The following is a 15,765-nucleotide window of genomic DNA, read 5'->3' as shown; positions in this document are numbered from 1 at the left end:
ACAGCAAAGACAGAATAAAACGGAACAGGCGGTGAAGTAATGGAACAGCAGCAAGGAGAGAGCGCGGTGGCGGTACAGACAGGGTTGAAGCGGCGTCATGTGCACAAGTTTGGGGGCAGCAGCCTGGCGGATCCGGTCTGCTATCGCCGGGTCGCCACCATAGTCGAGCAGCAGGTCGGCGGTCAGGAGCTGGTCGTGGTCTCCGCCGCGGGCAAGACCACCAACCGCCTGATCCAGCTGGTGGAGCTGGCCGAGGCGGGGGACGAGGCCGCCGGTGAGGCCATCTCGGCGCTGCAATCCTATCAGCAGAGCCTGATCGACGGCCTGCTGGAGGGGGAGTGGCAGCTCGACCTGAGCCGGCAGCTGGCCGATGACATGCAGTTCATCGGCAAGACCCTGGAGGGACAGTTCGATCGCTTCGCCCGCAACGGCCTGCTCGCCTTCGGCGAGGTGTGGTCGGCGCGCCTGCTGGCCGCCCTGCTCAGCAGCCGCGGCGAGCCCGCCATCTGGCTCGATGCCCGCAGCTTCCTGCGTGCCGAGGACGGCGCCCTGGTCAAGGTGGATACCGCCATCTCCAGCGAGCTGCTCAAGGCGCGCCTGGCCGACCATGCCGGCCGCATCGTGGTGACCGGCTTCATCGCCGCGGATCTGGAGGGGCGCTCCCTGCTGCTCGGCCGCAACGGCTCCGACTACAGCGCCAGCCTGCTGGCGGCGCTGGCGGACGGGGAATCCACCACCATCTGGAGCGACGTGGCCGGGGTCTACAGCGCGGATCCGCGCCGGGTGAAGGAGGCGCGCCTGCTGGAGCGACTCAGCCTGGCCGAGGCCAACGAGCTGGCTCGCCTCGGCTCCCCGGTGCTGCACTCGCGCACCCTGCAGCCGGTGGCCGACAGCCGTCAGCGCCTCACCCTGCGCTGCAGCTACAACCCGGACGAGGGCTGTACCCACATACTGCGCCGGGCGCCGCGCTCCGGCGGGGCGCGCATCGTCTCCTCGGTGGATCAGATAGCGCTGATCGAACTCAAGGTGCTGCCCCAGACCAGCTATGAGCAGACGGTGGCCACCATCGAAGCGCATCTGGCCCGCCACCGCCTCCACCCGCTCACCCTGCAGCGCCAGCCGGATCGGCGGGTGCTGCGCCTCGCCTACACGCTCGAAGTAGCAGAAGGGGCGTTCGAGATCCTGCGCGACTTCCAGCTGCAGGGCAATTTCACCGGCCTCATCCAGAAGGAGGGCTACAGCCTGGTGGCCCTGGTCGGTGCCGGAGTGACCGACAACGCCGAGCAGTGTCACCGCTTCTATCAGCTGCTGGCGGATCAGCCGCTGGAGTTCGTGCAGGTGGCCAGAGATGGCCTGAGCCTGGTGGCGGTGCTGCGCCAGGTGGTGCTGGAGCCGCTGCTTATCGCCCTGCACGGCGCCCTGTTCAGCCGCCCGACCCGGGTCGGCCTGGTGCTGTTTGGCAAGGGCAACATCGGCGGCCACTGGCTGAGCCTCTATGGCCGCGAGAAGGCGCGGCTCGAGCACGAGCTCAACCTGACCCTGACCCTGTACGGGGTGTTCAACTCGCAAGGGGGCGTGCTGGACGAGGAGGGGCTGGATCCGCTCAAGGTGCGGGATAACTTCAATCCCAGGCCGCTGATCTGGCCAGAGCTGCTGGGCCAGCTGGAGCAACATGGCTTCGACAGCCTGATCGCGCTCGATCTCACCGCCAGCGAGACGGTGAGCCGCTATTACCCTGACTTCGCCCAGCTCGGTTGTCACATCATCGCCGCCAACAAGTTTGCCGGCGCCGCCGAGAGCGAGTTCTACCAGCGCATCAAGCAGACTTGCCGCGATCACCAGGTGCAGTGGCGCTACAACGCCACCGTGGGCGCCGGGCTGCCCATCCAGTCCAGCATCCAGATGCTGCGCCAGAGCGGCGATCGCATCCAGGGGGTCTCCGGCATCTTCTCCGGCACCCTCTCCTGGCTGTTCCAGCAGTACGATGGCAGCCGCCCCTTCTCCGAGCTGGTGGACGAGGCCTGGCAGCACGGCCTGACCGAGCCGGATCCCCGCGAGGATCTCTCCGGCCAGGACGTGCGCCGCAAGCTGCTGATCCTGGCGCGGGAGGCGGGCTTCGAGCTCGACTCCGCCGACATCGAGCTGGAGAACCTGGTGCCGGGAGCCCTGCGCAAGGCCAGCACGGATCAGTTCATGGACAGGCTCAAGGAGCTGGATGATCCCATCCAGAGCGCGTTCGAGGGGGCCCGCCGGGTCGGCAAGGTGCTGCGCTACGTCGCCCGCTTCGAGCACGACGGCAAGGCGCGGGTCGGGCTGGAGACCCTGGAGCCGCACCATCCGTTCGCAAACCTCTTGCCCTGCGACAACGTGTTCGCCATCGAGAGCGACAGCTATCGCACCAACCCGCTGGTCATCCAGGGGCCGGGGGCGGGGCGCGAGGTGACGGCGGCGGCCATCCAGTACGATCTCTGGCAGATCTGCGCCAGCCTCTGAGGGGCTAGTCGATAAAACAAAAGAAGAGGCGCCCAAGGGCGCCTCTTCTCGTTGGGTGGTCGCAATGTATTACCAGAACACCTTGCCCAGCAGGGGGGCCAGCAGCACCGTCGCCATGCCGGCGATCATCATCACCATGCTGGAGACCACCCCCTCCTCGTTGCCCATCTGATAGGCCCTGGCGGTGCCCGCACCGTGGGCCGAGGCACCGAAGCCGGCCCCCTTGCCGAGGCGGCTGCGGATGGCGAGCACCGTCAGCACGCTCTCGCCGACCGCCATGCCGATCACCCCGGTCAGCACCACAAACAGGGCGGTGAGATCGGCGTTGCCGCCGACCGAGCGGGTCGCCTCCACCGCGAAGGGGGTGGTGATGGATCTCATGGCCATGCTGCGCTGCAGCAGCTCGGAGAGGTGCAGCCAGCGCGCCAGCAGCACTGTGCTGCCCACCGCCATGAGCACGGAGGCGAGCACCCCTACCGACAGGGAGAGCCAGTGGCGGCGCATCAGCTGGCGGTTCTCGTAGACCGGCACCGCGAAGGCGACGGTGGCCGGGCCCAGCAGCCACAGCAGCCAGTGCGACTGGGCCATGTAGTCCTGATAGGGGATGTGGAACAGCATCACCACCGCCACCAGCAGGGCCGGCGCCAGCAGCAGCGGCATCAGCGGCAGTATGCGCTTGCGGCCATAGAGCCACTTGCTGGCGTAGTAGAACAGCAGGGTGAGGGCGAAGCAGAGCAGGCCGAGCAGGGTATCAGACATGGCGGCGGCTCCGGCGGGCCAGCTTCAGCTCGAGCCGATAGACCCTGTCCACCACCAGGGCCGTGGTGCCGAGCACCAGCACAGTGCTTATCACCAGCACCAGCATGATGCGCCACCCCTCCTGCAGCAGCAGATCCTGATAGTTGACCACGGCCACCACGGCGGGCACGAAGAACAGCAGCATCTCCGCCAGCAGCCAGCGGGCACCTGCGCTGAACCACTGCGCCTTGACCACCCCCAGCAGGATGCAGACCAGCAGCAGCAACATGCCGGTGAGGTTGGCGGGCAGGGGCAGGTGGAAGGTGCGCACCGCGGTGTCGGCCAGCAGCCAGATGGCGGCCAGCAGGGCGATTTGGAAGGGGGTTTGTAGCCAGCGAAGGCAGAAGGCTTTCATGATGGGCGTCTTTTTGTGAACCTGGTCACAGTATAAGGGCGGGCTAAACCTGCAAAAAATGAATTTAAATTATGAAAAATATGCCAAATTGGCATTATTTAGCGAACCCCTCCGACGAGCGTCCCCATGGATATCCGAGCCCTGCGTTACTTTGTCGAACTGGTGCGGGAGCAGAGCTTCACCCGCGCCTCCGAGAAGCTGTTTGTCACCCAGCCCACCATCAGCAAGATGATCCGCAACATGGAGGAGGAGCTGGGCCAGCCCCTGCTCAACCGGGAGGGGCACAGCTTCACCCTGACCGACAGCGGCCAGGTGCTGTTTGCCCGTGGCCAGCTGATCCTGGCCCAGATGCAGCAGCTGGAGGCGGAGCTCGCCGATCTGCAGAGCCTGCAGCACGGGCGCCTCGCGCTCGGCATCCCGCCCATGGTGGGCCATGTCTACGCGGATCTGATCCGCACCTACCGCAGTCGCTACCCCAAGGTGGAGCTCTCCATTGTCGAATATGGCGGCCGTCGCATCGAGCAGGCGGTGCTGGAGGGGGAGCTGGATCTCGCCATCACCATGTTGCCGACCAGGGAGGGGGGCGCCCTCAGCGCGCTGGAGCTGGATTGCTACCCGATCCAGGTGGTGCTACCGGATCTGCCGCGCTGGCGCGAGTGCAGCGAGATCCGGTTGGAGGATCTGCAGGAGGAACCCTTCCTGCTCTACACCCAGGCCTTCACCCTGAGCGAGCGGCTGGAGCAGGCCTGCCAGCAGGCGGGCTTCGTGCCCCAGGTGGCGGCGCGCAGCAGCCAGTGGGACTTTCTCACCGCCATGGTGCGCAGCGGCATGGGGGTCGCCTTCCTGCCCGAGCCCATCTGCCAGCGGCTGACCCCGGACGGGCTGGTGTTGCGCCCCCTGCTGCCGGAGCTGAGCTGGCGACTCGGGGTGATTTGGCCGAGCCGGCGCTACCTCTCCCGCACCGCCGAGGCCTGGCTGGCCCTGTGCCGCGAGAGCCACGGCTGAACACTCAACTGCGCAGCAGGGCGCCCAGTTGGCGACATAGTCTGCGCAGGGTCTGGTTGTCGAGGCAGCCAAAGCCGAGCAGCCAGCCTTCCAGCCCGGGTTCGCCGAGGTAGAACTGGCCGAGGGGGCGCAGGCCCAGCCCCAGGGCGTTGGCGGCGTCGGTCCAGCGGGCCTCGCCGCCCGGCGGCAGCAGCACGGCGCACTGCAGCCCGGCGCCGCTGTGAATGGGGGTGAGCAGGGGGCAGTGCTCGGCCAGTTCGCTCAGCAGCAGATCCCGCCGGCTCTGGTAGAGCAGACGACTCTGGCGCAGGTGGGTGGCGAAGTGGCCGGCGCGGATGAAGTCTGCGGTGACCGCCTGCTGCAGCTGGTTGCTGTGACCGTCGAAGGCGGCGCGGGCCCGGCTGAAGGCCTCCATCAGGGGGCGCGGCAGCACCAGGTAGGCGAGGCGCAAGGAACCAAACAGCACCTTGCTGAAGGTACCCACATAGAGGACCCGCCCCTGACCATCCAGCCCCTGCAGGGCGGGTAGCGGGCGCTGATCGTACTGATATTCCCCGTCGTAATCATCTTCCAAAATCCAGGCCCCGTGCCGCTCGGCCTCGGCCAGCAAGGCCATCCGCCGCGGCAGGCTCATGGGCACGCCGAGGGGATACTGATGGGCCGGGGTGCAGTAGATGAGCCTTGGCCGCGGATGTTCCCCCGCCGGGTTGAGACCCTCCTCGTCCACCGGCACCGGATGGACGCGGGCGCCGGCACTCTCCAGCGCGGTGCGCGCCCCCGGGTAGCCGGGATCCTCCACCCAGACGCTGTCGCCGGCATCGATGAGCAGCTGGGTCGCCAGCAAGATGCCCTGCTGGGAGCTGGTGAGGATCAGGATCTGATCCGGCTCGCACACCACCCCCCGCGACTGCACCAGATAGCTGCTGATGGCGGCGCGAAGTGGAGCCAAGCCCTGTGGATCCCCGTAGTTCATCCAGTCGCTGGCGCGCTGGCGCCACTGTTGCTGCATCAGCCGCCCCCAGAGCGCCTGGGGGAAGAGGCGCGGATCCGGCTGGCTGGAGGCGAAGGAGTCACCCACCTGGGGCGCGTTATGGCAGGCCCCGCCCGCCGCCATCTCCTGGCCACGGCGCGACAGCCCCGCCGCCGACTGGGGTGGCCTGGGGGCGGGGCGCACCGCCGCCAGGGCGACGAAGCTGCCGGCCCCCACCTTGCGCACCAGGTAGCCCTCCGCCTCCAGCCGGCCGTAGGCAAGCTCTACAGTGCTGCGGGAGACGCCGAGATCCCGGGCCAGCATGCGGCTGGCGGGCAGCCGGCTGTGCTGGGGCAGGTGACCGGCCAGGATGGCTTCCCGCAGGGTACGCACCAGCTGTTCGTGCAGTGGCAGATCGTTCTGTTGCTGGTCGGCAAACAGGGTGGGCAGGGCGGTCATGGTGCTCTCCGGATTGGGGCACTGTGCCCGCAAAATTGGTCTGCCTATATTGGCAAAATTGGTCGGCGTGGCAAGGCCATTATGACGCTACATTGAGGGTCAGAGAATGGAGTGCAACCACCACAAGGAGTCGGGATGTCAGAGTTCAGTGCCCTCATCAGCTGGCAGCGGGAGGCCGGCGAGGCCTTCGTCGATCAGCGTTACAGCCGGGCCCATGAGTGGGAGTTTGACGGCGGCGTCAGGGTGCCCGCCTCCTCCTCCCCCCATGTGGTGCCCTTGCCCTTTTCGGTGGCGGAGAACGTCGATCCGGAGGAGGCTTTCGTCGCTTCGCTCTCCAGCTGCCACATGCTGACCTTCCTCTGGCTGGCGGCCAGGGAGCGCTATCTGGTGGAAAGCTATCGGGATCAGGCATGGGGGCTCATGGAGCCGGACGAGCGGGGTCGCCAGTCGATCACCAGGGTCACCCTGCGCCCCAGGGTGCAGTTTGGCGGGGAGCGCCAGCCTGGCCTGGCCGAGCTGGAGCGGCTGCACCATCAGGCCCACGAGCAGTGTTTCATCGCCAACTCGGTGAGAACCGAGATCACCACAGACGTCGCGCTATATCAGGAGTCCGTATGAGTCATGTATTGAGCACCGGGGTGGCCAGTCCGCAGGAGGCCAGCGCCTTCTTCGAGGCCCAGCTGGCGTTTCGCACCGATCCGGCCGATCTCGCCGTCGATCTGCTGGCCGGTGGGCCCGGCATCGTCGTCATCGACACCCGCTCCTTCGATCACTATGGGAAGGGCCATATCCCGGGGGCCATCTCCTTCCCCCACAGCACCATGAGTCCTGCCACCACGGCCGGGCTGGCGCGAGACAAGGTCTATGTCTGTTACTGCGACGGCATCGGCTGCAACGGCTCGACCCAGGGGGCCTATAAGCTGGCGGCGCTGGGCTTTCGGGTCAAGGAGCTGATCGGTGGCCTGCACTGGTGGCGGCAGGACGGTTTCGCCGTCGCCACCGGCGGCGAGGCCGGTGTGTTGCAAGAGGGGGGGATCAGCTGTGGCTGCTAATCGAGTGACGACTCACATCACCAACGAATTCAATCAACCCCTGGGGGCCGAGGTGGCGGATTGGGCGGGCGCCGAGTTTCCCCCCAAGGAGGTCATGCGCGGCTGGGGCTGCCGGCTGGAGCCGCTGGACCCTGAGAGCCACGGCACCTCGCTCTGGCAGGCGTTCGGCGCCGATGATGGGGCCATGTGGACCTATCTCACCAGCGGCCCCTTCGCGGATGAGGCGGCCATGCTGGCCTGGCTGCAAGGGGTCGCCGCCAAGGCCGATCCCCAGTTCTATGCCATTGTCGACGAGGCGAGCGGCAAGGCGCTCGGGCTCGCCAGCTACCTGCGCATCGACCCCGCCGCGGGCAGCATAGAGGTGGGCTGGCTGCACTTCTCGCCGGCCATGCAGCGCACCCGCCTCTCTACCGCGGCCATGGCGCTGATGATGGCCAATGCCTTCGCGCTCGGCTACCGCCGCTACGAGTGGAAGTGCAACGATCTCAACTGGCCCTCGCGTCAGGCGGCGCTGCGGCTCGGTTTCAGCTACGAGGGGACCTTCCGTCAGGCGCGGGTGGACAAGGGCCGCAATCGGGATACCGCCTGGTTCTCGGTGATCGATGGGGAATGGCCCGCCCTGCAAGGCTGCTTCGAGCGCTGGCTGGCGGATGACAACTTCGATGGGGCAGGGCGCCAGCGGCTGCGGCTCTCGGATCTGACCGCCGCCTGCCACCCCGAGGGGGAGTGACGCGGGCAGCGGGTTGTCGGGTCACCATATCCTAGGTCCGATGACGTGACTCGAACCCGCCGATCGACAAAACGAAAGAGGCCCCGGATGCGGGGCCTCTTCTATGTACTCTGCTGCTTAGTCATGGTGCTCGTCCCTTAGTGTTCACCGATGGGCGCGGCGATCCACTTCAGAAGGCGAAGCATGTCTTGCGGCGCCACCCCGACCGAGAGGCCGCGCTTGCCGCCGCTCACCAGGATCTCGTCAAACGCCATGGCGGAGTCGTCCAGCACGGTTGGCAGCAACTTCTTCTGGGCCAGCGGGCTGATGCCCCCCACCTTGTAACCGGTCAGCTTCTCGGCCTCCGCCGGCTTCATCATCTCCACCTTCTTCAGCCCCGCCGCCTTGGCGAGCTGCTTCAGGCTGCACAGGCCCGATGACGGCACTATGGCCACCACCGCCTGCTTGTCGTGATGGGCGATCAGGGTCTTGAACACCTGGGCCTCCGGCAGGCCGAGCTGAGTCGCGGCATGCTTGCCGAAATCGTCGTGGGCCTCGCACTCGTAGGGGTAGAGCTTGTGGGGGATCTTGAGTTTCTTCAGCAGATTGATAGCGGGGGTCATCAGATTTCCTCGAGCCTGAGCAAGGCCAAATAGTCTGCTCCTGCAAGGGGAGCGATGCAAGGCTCGGGGGCTCTTTCGTAGCTGGGCTGACTTGGGCCTTGGCTGGCCATTAATTGCTTGAATCGCTTAGTGAGCATTTGATTATGCTGCGCCAATCGATACGGAGAGGGGGGCGGACATCATGCGAGGCAATTCGTGGACATCAAAAGGGCGCCATATTGGCGCCCTTTTGCTTGGGAGATTGAACCCGAATCAACCCGTATTACGCATACCCGCAGCAATACCGGCGATGGTGACCATCAGCGCCTGATCCAGCTCGGGGTGCAGGATCTCGGCGTGGTTGCGCGAGCGGCCAAGCAGTTCGACCTGCAGCACGTTGAGGGGATCTGTGTAGGGGTTGCGCAGCTTGATGGACTCCTTGATCCAGGGCTGGTCGTCGAGCAAGTCACCCTGCGGGCGCAGCTCCAGCACCACCTGGATGGAGTCGGAGAGCTCCTGACGCAGCTGCTTGCCGAGGGTCCACAGCTCTTGCGGCACCAGACGGGTGTCGTAGTACTCCGCCAGCCAGAGGTCGGCCTTGAGGAACACCATCTCCAGCATCTCGAGGCGGGTGCGGAAGAAGGGCCACTGGCGGCTCATCTCGTCCAGCACGCTCTTGTGGCCGCCATCTATGGCCTGCTGCAGCCCCTTGTGGGCGCCGAGCCAGGCCGGCAGCATCAGCCGGTTCTGGGTCCAGGCGAAGATCCAGGGGATGGCGCGCAGGCTCTCGACGCCGCCGTTGGGCTTGCGCTTGGCGGGACGGGAGCCGAGCGGCAGCTTGCCGAGCTCCATCTCCGGGGTGGCGGCGCGGAAGTAGGGCACGAAGTCAGGATGGCCGCGCACTATGGAGCGGTAGTGTTCGCAGGAGGCCTCGGCCACCTGTTCGATCACGGCGCGCCAGCTCTCTTTCGGCTTGGGCGGAGGCAGCAGGTTCCCTTCCAGCACGGCGCTGGTGTAGAGATTCAGGCTGTGGATGGCGACCTTGGGCAGGCCGAACTTGAAGCGGATCATCTCGCCCTGTTCGGTCACCCGCAGGCCACCGCGCAGGGATCCCGGCGGTTGGGACAGGATCGCCTGATGGGCGGGGGCGCCGCCGCGACCGACGGTGCCACCACGGCCGTGGAACAGGGTGAGGCGCAGGTTGTTGGCCTCGGCCAGCGCCACCAGGGATTCCATGGCGGCGTACTGGGCCCAGCCGGCGGCCATCATGCCCGCATCCTTGGCGGAATCCGAGTAGCCGATCATGATGTACTGGCGACCCTGGATGTAACCGCGATACCAGTCCACCGACAGCAGGCGCTCCATCACGGCGGTGCCCGCCATCAGATCTTCCTGGGTCTCGAACAGCGGCGCCACCGGCATGCGGAACTTGCAACCGGCTTCCTTCAGCAGCAGTTGCACCGCCAGGACGTCGGAGGGGGCGCCGGCCATGGAGATGATGTAGATGCCGAACGCATCGGGGTCGTGCTCGGCGATGACCCGACAGGTGTCTATGGTCTCGCGGGTCTCGGCGCTCGGCTCCCAGTCGGTCGGGATCAGCGGGCGGCGGGAGTTCAGCTCATTGAGCAGGAAGGCCTGCTTGTCGTCTTCGCTCCACTCGGCGTAGTCGCCCATGCCGAGGTAACGGGTCAGCTCGGAGAAGACCTGGCCGTGGCGCTCGCCGTCCTGACGGATGTCGAGCTTGACCAGATGGATGCCGAAGCAGGCCAGCTTGCGCAGCACGTCCAGCAGCATGCCGTCGGCGATGTTGCCCATGCCACAGGCATGCAGGGAGTGGTAGCAGAGCTCCAGCGGCTCGCGCAGCTGGGCCGTGGTCTTGACCAGATCCCGGCTCTCGCTGACCTGACCCTGCACCTTGGCGGTGAGGAATTCCTGGGTCTCGCGCAGCTGTTCGCGCAGCTCGCGCACCAGGGCGCGGTAGGGCTCGGGCTGATCGCCCACCCGCTCGCGCAGGGCGTCGGTGCAGTCGGACATGGAGAGCTCGGAGGTGAGCTCCTTGATGTCTTTGTAGAACAGGTTCACCGCCATCCAGCGGCCCAGCTCCAGCACCTCGGCGGTCACCTTGGCGGTGACGAAGGGGTTGCCGTCACGGTCGCCGCCCATCCAGGAGGTGAACTTGACCGGCGCGGCATCCAGCGGCAGGCGCACGCCAAGATGCTGCTGCAGACGCTCGTCCAGGGTGCGCATGAATTCGGGAATGGCGGGCCAGAGGCTGTTTTCCACCACGGCGAAGCCCCACTTGGCCTCGTCCACCGGGGTCGGGCGCTGTTCGCGGATCTCGTTGGTGTGCCAGGCCTGATTGACCAGCTGTTCGATGCGATTGAGGATCTTGTCCCGCTCACGGGGCAGCAGATCGGACAGTTCCAGCGCTTCCAGGCAGTCGTTGAGCTGCACATGCTTGTGGATCAGGGTGCGACGGGTCACCTCGGTCGGGTGGGCGGTCAGCACCAGATCGATATCCAGCTCGCGCACGGCCTGGATGATGGCCTCCTGCGACAGGTTGGAGGCCTTGAGCTTGGCAAACATCTGCTCCAGCGGATCCGGGGTGCTCTCCTGCTCTTCGCTGCGGCGGGAGATGGTGTGGAACTGTTCCGCCACGTTGGCCAGATTGAGGAACTGGCTGAAGGCACGGGCCACCGGCAGCAGCTCGTCATCGGAGAGGGTGCGCAGGGTCTCGAGCAGCGACTCACGGTCTGCCTCATTGCCCTTGCGAGAGGATTTGGCCAGTTGACGAATGGTCTCGATCTTGTCGAGGAAGGCCTGTCCCTGATGATCCTTGATGGACTTGCCCAGCAGTTGGCCCAGCATGCCTACGTTGGCGCGTAGCGCGGCGTACTTTTCGTTCATTCCACATCCTTATTTTGTTGGTGCCTCCTTACCTTCCGGGGTGAGAGGCAGCCTCACTTATTGTTGTGTGATTACAACATATGCTCCGTCATCTTAGGGGGACAATCTACTCGGATTGTCTGCGCAAGGTCAAATAACAGGCCGATTCAGAACATGTATTTCCCTCACCTGTCCCTGGGCGCCATGTCATGTAACTTACTTACATTCCCCTCGATTCAGAGGCAGAAACGCCGGATCAGGTGCTGCAGCACCGCCGTGGTCGGCTTGACGAACGACAGATCCAGATACTCGTCCGGTTGGTGCGCCTGAGCGATATGGCCGGGTCCCATCACTATTGTCTGGCATCCCAATTGCTGGATAAAGGGGGCCTCGGTGCAATAGTTCACGGATTCGGCAGCGTGGCCGCTCGCCTTCTCGGCCTCGCGCACCAGCACGGAATCATCGGCGCAGGCGTAGGCGGGGATAGGTTCGTGCAGGTGTTGCAGGTGCAGGCAGCCCGGCTGATGAACTTCGATGGGGGCGAGCGCCTCCTTGAGCATGCCCATCAGCTCGTCCGGCCCCACCTGCGGGGTGGGCCTCATGTCGATGTGCAGCTCGCAACAGCCACAGATGCGGTTAGGGCTGTCTCCACCATGTATGTAGCCCAGATTGAGGGTTGGTTGCGGTACCGCGAAGCGATGATCCGCGTACTTCTCCTTCAGGCTCTGTTGCAGCCTGAGCACCTGGCCCATGGCCTGGTGCATGATCTCCAGCGCGTTGACCCCGTTGGCGGGATCCGAGCTGTGACCGCTCTTGCCCGTGATGCGGATCGCCTCGGACATGTGGCCCTTGTGGGCCACCACGGGCACCAGCCCGGTCGGCTCACCGATCACCGCGTAGTCCGGTTTCAGCTCGGCCGCCGCGGCGATGGCGCGGGCGCCCGCCATGGTGGTCTCCTCGTCGGCGGTGGCCAGGATGCGCAGCGGCTTGCTGAGGGTGGTCAGGTCGATCTCTTTCAGCGCCTCGACGATGAAGGCGAAGAAGCCCTTCATGTCGATGGTGCCGAGCCCATACAGGCGGTTGCCCTCCTCGGTCACCTTGAAGGGATCCTTGCTCCAGCCCCCCTCATCGAAGGGCACCGTATCGGTGTGGCCCGCCAGCAGCAGACCCCCTTCCCCCTGGCCATAGGTCGCCACCAGGTTGAACTTGCCGGGCAGCTCCGGCAGCGCCGTCACCTCACAGTGGAAGCCGAGCTGGCCGAACCAGTCGGCCAGCAGCCGGATCACCGCCTCGTTGCTCTGATCCCAGTGGGGATCCGTGCTGCTGATAGAGGGAATCGCAATAATATTCTTATAAAGTGAAAAAAAATCCAGATTGGCCATCAGCTGCTCCTTGCGTCCCCGGAATGTTTCTGTTAGAAAATACAAATGCAAAGTGAGTGCATGAATATTCTTTTCGAGTACTCATCAACAAGGCTTCTAGTTGTAAGGGAAAGTTAATGTTCTGTCACCTGATCTATAACCGACGACACACACCCGCCTGATTTGCCCCTCCGCACTCGTTGCATCAAAGGGGCGATAGCTCACCCCTTGCACCGCAGCACCATGCTGTGAACTTCGAACTCAGACTTGGAATATTCAACAATGCTTAACACCGTTATCGTCGGTGCCAGTGGCTACGCGGGAGCCGAACTGGCCGCACTGGTCCAGAACCATCCACAACTCAAGCTGTTCGGCCTCTATGTGTCGGCCGGCAGCCAGGATGCGCACAAGCGTTTCTCTTCCCTCCATCCCCAGTGGGTCGGTGCGCTGGATCAGCCGCTGCTGCCGCTGGACGATGACGGCATGACCCGGATCCTGACCCAGGCCGATCTGGTGCTGCTGGCCACCGCCCACGAGGTGAGCGCCGAGCTGGCGCCCAAGTTCCTGGCCAAGGGGCTGCCGGTGTTCGATCTCTCCGGCGCGTTCCGGGTCAGGGATCAGCAGTTCTACGCCTCCTTCTACGGCTTCACCCACCAGAGCGAGCAGTGGCTGGATCAGGCCGCCTACGGTCTGGCTGAGTGGAATGTCGATGCCATCAAAGCCGCCCAGCTGATCGCCGTGCCCGGTTGCTACCCGACCGCCTCCCTGTGCGCCCTCAAGCCGCTGCAGCAGGCCGGGCTGATTGCCAAGGGGTGGCAGCCCATCATCAACGCGGTCTCCGGGGTCTCCGGTGCCGGTCGCAAGGCCGCCATCAGCACCAGTTTCTGCGAGGTGAGCCTGAATCCTTACGGCACCTTCAATCACAGACACCAGCCGGAGATCAGCCACCACCTGGGCAAGGAGGTGCTGTTCCAGCCCCACCTCGGCAACTATGTGCGCGGCATCCTGGCCACCATCTATGTGCAACTGGCGGACGGCGTGACGGCGACCCAGGTGGATCAGGCCTTCCTCAAGGCCTATGAGGGCAAGCCGCTGGTGCGTCTCACCGGCCAGATGCCCTCCATCCGCGGCGTGGCGAGCACCCCCTATTGCGACATCGCCTGGCAGCAGCAGGGCAACATGCTGGTGGTAGTCTGTGCCATCGACAACCTGCTCAAGGGCGCCGCCTCCCAGGCCATCCAGTGCATAAATATCAAGTTTGGTTTTGAACCGGCCACCGGCCTGATTTAACGCTTTAAGGAAGGATCGAGAAGATGGACAAGCAGACGCTGGTAATCAAGTTAGGTGGGGCGCTGATCGAGAATGACGAGGCGCTGACCGCCCTGTTCGCCACCCTCAAAAGCTTCTTGGATGAGCAGCATAGGCCCCTGGTGCTGGTGCACGGCGGCGGCTGCCTGGTGGACGACCTGCTCAAGGGCCTGGGGCTGACTTCCACCAAGAAGAACGGCCTGCGGGTCACCCCCTTCGAGCAGATCCCCTTCATCGCCGGCGCCCTGGCGGGGACCGCCAACAAGATGATGATGGCCAAGGCCATTGCCACCGGCATCCCGGCGGTGGGGCTCTGTCTGGCCGATGGCGGCCTGTGCCAGGTGACCCAGCTCGACCCGGATCTCGGCGCCGTGGGTGATTGCCAGCCGGGCAACCCGGCGCTGGTGCAGGGCATCCTCGGTCAGGGCTTCCTGCCGGTGGTGAGCTCCATCGGCATCACCGCCGCCGGCCAGCTGATGAACGTCAACGCGGATCAGGCGGCCACGGCGATTGCCGAGGCGCTCGGCGCCGATCTGGTGATGTTGTCCGACGTGAGCGGCATCCTGGATGGCAAGGGCAAGCTGGTGCCGCAGCTGAACAAGGCGACCGCGCTGGATCTGATGGAGAAGGGGGTGATCAGCGACGGCATGGCGGTCAAGGTGAAGGCCGCGCTGCACGCCGCCGAGACCCTGGGCAAGCCGGTCTGCGTCGCCAGCTGGCGCTACCAGGATCAACTGCTCAAGCTGCTGGCTGGCGGTGCGGTCGGCACCCAAGTCACCCTCTAACCCTGGCCGGAAAAAGGAACATCCGATGCAACATCTTCTGAAAGATAGCGATCTGAACAAATCCCAGATCCTGGCACTGATCGCGCTGGGCAAGGCGGTCAAGGCGGATCCGAAAAAGTACGGCCAGGCGCTGGCGGGCAAGAGCGTGGTCACCCTGTTCGAGAAACCCTCCCTGCGCACCCGGGTCACCTTCGACATCGGCATCGCCCGCCTCGGTGGCCACAGCGTCTACCTGGATCAACAGAACGGCGCGCTCGGCAAACGGGAATCGGTGAAGGACTTCGCCGCCAACCTGTCGCGCTGGTGTGATGCCATCGTCGCCCGGGTGTTTGATCACCAGACCCTGGTCGAGCTGGCCGAACATGGCTCCGTGCCGGTGGTCAACAGCCTGTGCAACCTCTACCACCCCTGCCAGGGGCTGGCGGACTTCATGACCATCAGCGAGCAGTATGCGGATCTGTCGAAGGTGAAGCTCGCCTACCTCGGCGATGGCAACAACGTCAGCCACTCCCTGCTGCTGCTGGGGGCCACCCTGGGCACCGACGTGACCCTGGTCTGCCCCAAGGGCCACGGCCCGGATACCCAGATCTTCCTGCAGGCCCAGGCGCTGGCGGCCCAGTCCGGTTCGCACATCCATATCAGCGATGACGTGGGCGCCATCGAAGGCTTTGACGTGGTTTACACCGATACCTGGGTCTCCATGGGTGACAGCACACCAATGGAGCAGGTAAAAGATATCTTCATGCCTTATCAGATCAACCAGGCCCTGCTCGACCGCACCGGCATCCAGCATGTGCTGCATTGCCAGCCGGCGCACCGGGAGCTGGAGATCACCTCGGAGGTCATGGACGGACCAGCCTCCCTCATCATGGATGAGGCAGAAAACCGGATGCATATCCAGAATGCCGTGCTGCTGACCCTGCTGGGTCACAAATAAGCCGGCGACCGACCCTGAATCAAACACCTTATCGAATCATCATGG

The 15,765-nt window shown here is 65.0% G+C and carries 14 protein-coding genes; 8 read left to right on the top strand and 6 right to left on the bottom strand.

Annotated elements, in window-relative coordinates:
* The first annotated feature begins 39 nt into the window (after positions 1–39).
* Positions 40–2,493 (top strand): bifunctional aspartate kinase/homoserine dehydrogenase II, encoded by a 2,454-nt coding sequence (locus AACW18_RS14705; RefSeq protein WP_218389084.1) that lies wholly within the window; start codon positions 40–42, stop codon positions 2,491–2,493.
* Positions 2,494–2,562: 69 nt separating this feature from the next.
* Here the strand turns inward: AACW18_RS14705 and AACW18_RS14700 are convergent, their stop codons facing one another.
* Together AACW18_RS14700 and AACW18_RS14695 are read right to left on the bottom strand one after the other, a co-directional pair.
* Positions 2,563–3,252 carry an LrgB family protein gene (locus AACW18_RS14700; protein WP_218389083.1) on the bottom strand — a complete coding sequence of 230 codons (690 nt, stop codon included), beginning with the start codon at positions 3,250–3,252 and terminating at the stop codon, positions 2,563–2,565.
* The gene (locus tag AACW18_RS14695) at positions 3,245–3,646 is read right to left on the bottom strand and encodes a CidA/LrgA family protein (protein WP_218291593.1); all 402 of its coding nucleotides are present in this window, start codon (positions 3,644–3,646) and stop codon (positions 3,245–3,247) included. The genes AACW18_RS14700 and AACW18_RS14695 overlap by 8 nt, the downstream gene beginning before the upstream one ends.
* Positions 3,647–3,772: 126 nt before the next feature.
* Between AACW18_RS14695 and AACW18_RS14690 the strand changes: the two genes are divergently transcribed.
* Positions 3,773–4,651, top strand: a complete 879-nt coding sequence (locus tag AACW18_RS14690) for a LysR family transcriptional regulator (RefSeq protein WP_218389082.1) — start codon at positions 3,773–3,775, stop codon at positions 4,649–4,651.
* Between the two features lie 4 nt (positions 4,652–4,655).
* Here AACW18_RS14690 and pdxR read toward each other — a convergent pair whose 3' ends face one another.
* The gene (pdxR, locus tag AACW18_RS14685) at positions 4,656–6,080 is read right to left on the bottom strand and encodes a MocR-like pyridoxine biosynthesis transcription factor PdxR (protein WP_218389081.1); all 1,425 of its coding nucleotides are present in this window, start codon (positions 6,078–6,080) and stop codon (positions 4,656–4,658) included.
* A 135-nt stretch (positions 6,081–6,215) separates the two neighbouring features.
* Between pdxR and AACW18_RS14680 the strand changes: the two genes are divergently transcribed.
* Genes AACW18_RS14680 through AACW18_RS14670 form a run of 3 tightly spaced genes read left to right on the top strand, consistent with a single transcriptional unit; the run spans position 6,216 to position 7,862 of the window.
* Entirely contained in the window at positions 6,216–6,698 is a 483-nt protein-coding gene (locus AACW18_RS14680; protein ID WP_218389080.1) for an OsmC family protein, read from the top strand.
* Entirely contained in the window at positions 6,695–7,132 is a 438-nt protein-coding gene (locus AACW18_RS14675) for a rhodanese-like domain-containing protein (protein WP_218389079.1), read from the top strand. Before AACW18_RS14680 ends, AACW18_RS14675 begins: the two co-directional genes overlap by 4 nt.
* Complete coding sequence (locus tag AACW18_RS14670; protein ID WP_218389078.1) at positions 7,122–7,862, top strand: GNAT family N-acetyltransferase; 741 nt, start codon at positions 7,122–7,124, stop codon at positions 7,860–7,862. Before AACW18_RS14675 ends, AACW18_RS14670 begins: the two co-directional genes overlap by 11 nt.
* A 137-nt stretch (positions 7,863–7,999) precedes the next feature.
* On the opposite strand, the gene ybaK is transcribed toward AACW18_RS14670, so the two are convergent.
* The 3 genes from ybaK to argE form a co-directional block, all read right to left on the bottom strand.
* A complete protein-coding gene (ybaK, locus tag AACW18_RS14665) occupies positions 8,000–8,464 on the bottom strand; it encodes a Cys-tRNA(Pro) deacylase (protein ID WP_033128898.1) in 465 nt (154 codons plus the stop codon).
* Positions 8,465–8,716: 252 nt separating this feature from the next.
* A complete protein-coding gene (gene ppc / locus AACW18_RS14660; protein ID WP_218389077.1) occupies positions 8,717–11,350 on the bottom strand; it encodes a phosphoenolpyruvate carboxylase in 2,634 nt (877 codons plus the stop codon).
* A gap of 215 nt (positions 11,351–11,565) precedes the next feature.
* Positions 11,566–12,711: an acetylornithine deacetylase gene (gene argE, locus AACW18_RS14655; protein ID WP_218389076.1), complete on the bottom strand. Its 1,146-nt coding sequence runs from the start codon at positions 12,709–12,711 to the stop codon at positions 11,566–11,568.
* 261 nt (positions 12,712–12,972) lie between these two features.
* On the opposite strand from argE, the gene argC reads away from it, so the two are divergent.
* From argC to AACW18_RS14640, 3 genes are read left to right on the top strand one after another with little or no spacing between them, the layout of a single operon-like run.
* Positions 12,973–13,980, top strand: coding sequence for an N-acetyl-gamma-glutamyl-phosphate reductase (gene argC / locus AACW18_RS14650; RefSeq protein WP_218389075.1), 1,008 nt, complete (start codon positions 12,973–12,975; stop codon positions 13,978–13,980).
* Positions 13,981–14,003: 23 nt separating this feature from the next.
* A complete protein-coding gene (gene argB, locus AACW18_RS14645; RefSeq protein WP_042653100.1) occupies positions 14,004–14,783 on the top strand; it encodes an acetylglutamate kinase in 780 nt (259 codons plus the stop codon).
* A gap of 25 nt (positions 14,784–14,808) precedes the next feature.
* Positions 14,809–15,720, top strand: a complete 912-nt coding sequence (locus tag AACW18_RS14640; protein ID WP_218329376.1) for an ornithine carbamoyltransferase — start codon at positions 14,809–14,811, stop codon at positions 15,718–15,720.
* Positions 15,721–15,765: the final 45 nt, after the last annotated feature.

This window comes from Aeromonas sp. sia0103, from assembly GCF_963895295.1.
In the GTDB taxonomy this organism is placed as follows: domain Bacteria; phylum Pseudomonadota; class Gammaproteobacteria; order Enterobacterales; family Aeromonadaceae; genus Aeromonas; species Aeromonas encheleia.
Note: the sequence above shows the minus strand (reverse complement) of the source record. Positions and strands in the feature narration are given on the sequence as shown.

What these genes read in the sequence shown, in the direction of transcription:
- AACW18_RS14705 (WP_218389084.1), top strand. Translation starts at nt 40, where the DNA reads ATGGAACAGCAGCAAGGAGAGAGCGCGGTGGCGGTACAGACAGGGTTG.
- AACW18_RS14700 (WP_218389083.1), bottom strand. Translation starts at nt 3,252, where the DNA reads ATGTCTGATACCCTGCTCGGCCTGCTCTGCTTCGCCCTCACCCTGCTG.
- AACW18_RS14695 (WP_218291593.1), bottom strand. Translation starts at nt 3,646, where the DNA reads ATGAAAGCCTTCTGCCTTCGCTGGCTACAAACCCCCTTCCAAATCGCC.
- AACW18_RS14690 (WP_218389082.1), top strand. Translation starts at nt 3,773, where the DNA reads ATGGATATCCGAGCCCTGCGTTACTTTGTCGAACTGGTGCGGGAGCAG.
- pdxR (WP_218389081.1), bottom strand. Translation starts at nt 6,080, where the DNA reads ATGACCGCCCTGCCCACCCTGTTTGCCGACCAGCAACAGAACGATCTG.
- AACW18_RS14680 (WP_218389080.1), top strand. Translation starts at nt 6,216, where the DNA reads ATGTCAGAGTTCAGTGCCCTCATCAGCTGGCAGCGGGAGGCCGGCGAG.
- AACW18_RS14675 (WP_218389079.1), top strand. Translation starts at nt 6,695, where the DNA reads ATGAGTCATGTATTGAGCACCGGGGTGGCCAGTCCGCAGGAGGCCAGC.
- ybaK (WP_033128898.1), bottom strand. Translation starts at nt 8,464, where the DNA reads ATGACCCCCGCTATCAATCTGCTGAAGAAACTCAAGATCCCCCACAAG.
- ppc (WP_218389077.1), bottom strand. Translation starts at nt 11,350, where the DNA reads ATGAACGAAAAGTACGCCGCGCTACGCGCCAACGTAGGCATGCTGGGC.
- argE (WP_218389076.1), bottom strand. Translation starts at nt 12,711, where the DNA reads ATGGCCAATCTGGATTTTTTTTCACTTTATAAGAATATTATTGCGATT.
- argC (WP_218389075.1), top strand. Translation starts at nt 12,973, where the DNA reads ATGCTTAACACCGTTATCGTCGGTGCCAGTGGCTACGCGGGAGCCGAA.
- argB (WP_042653100.1), top strand. Translation starts at nt 14,004, where the DNA reads ATGGACAAGCAGACGCTGGTAATCAAGTTAGGTGGGGCGCTGATCGAG.
- AACW18_RS14640 (WP_218329376.1), top strand. Translation starts at nt 14,809, where the DNA reads ATGCAACATCTTCTGAAAGATAGCGATCTGAACAAATCCCAGATCCTG.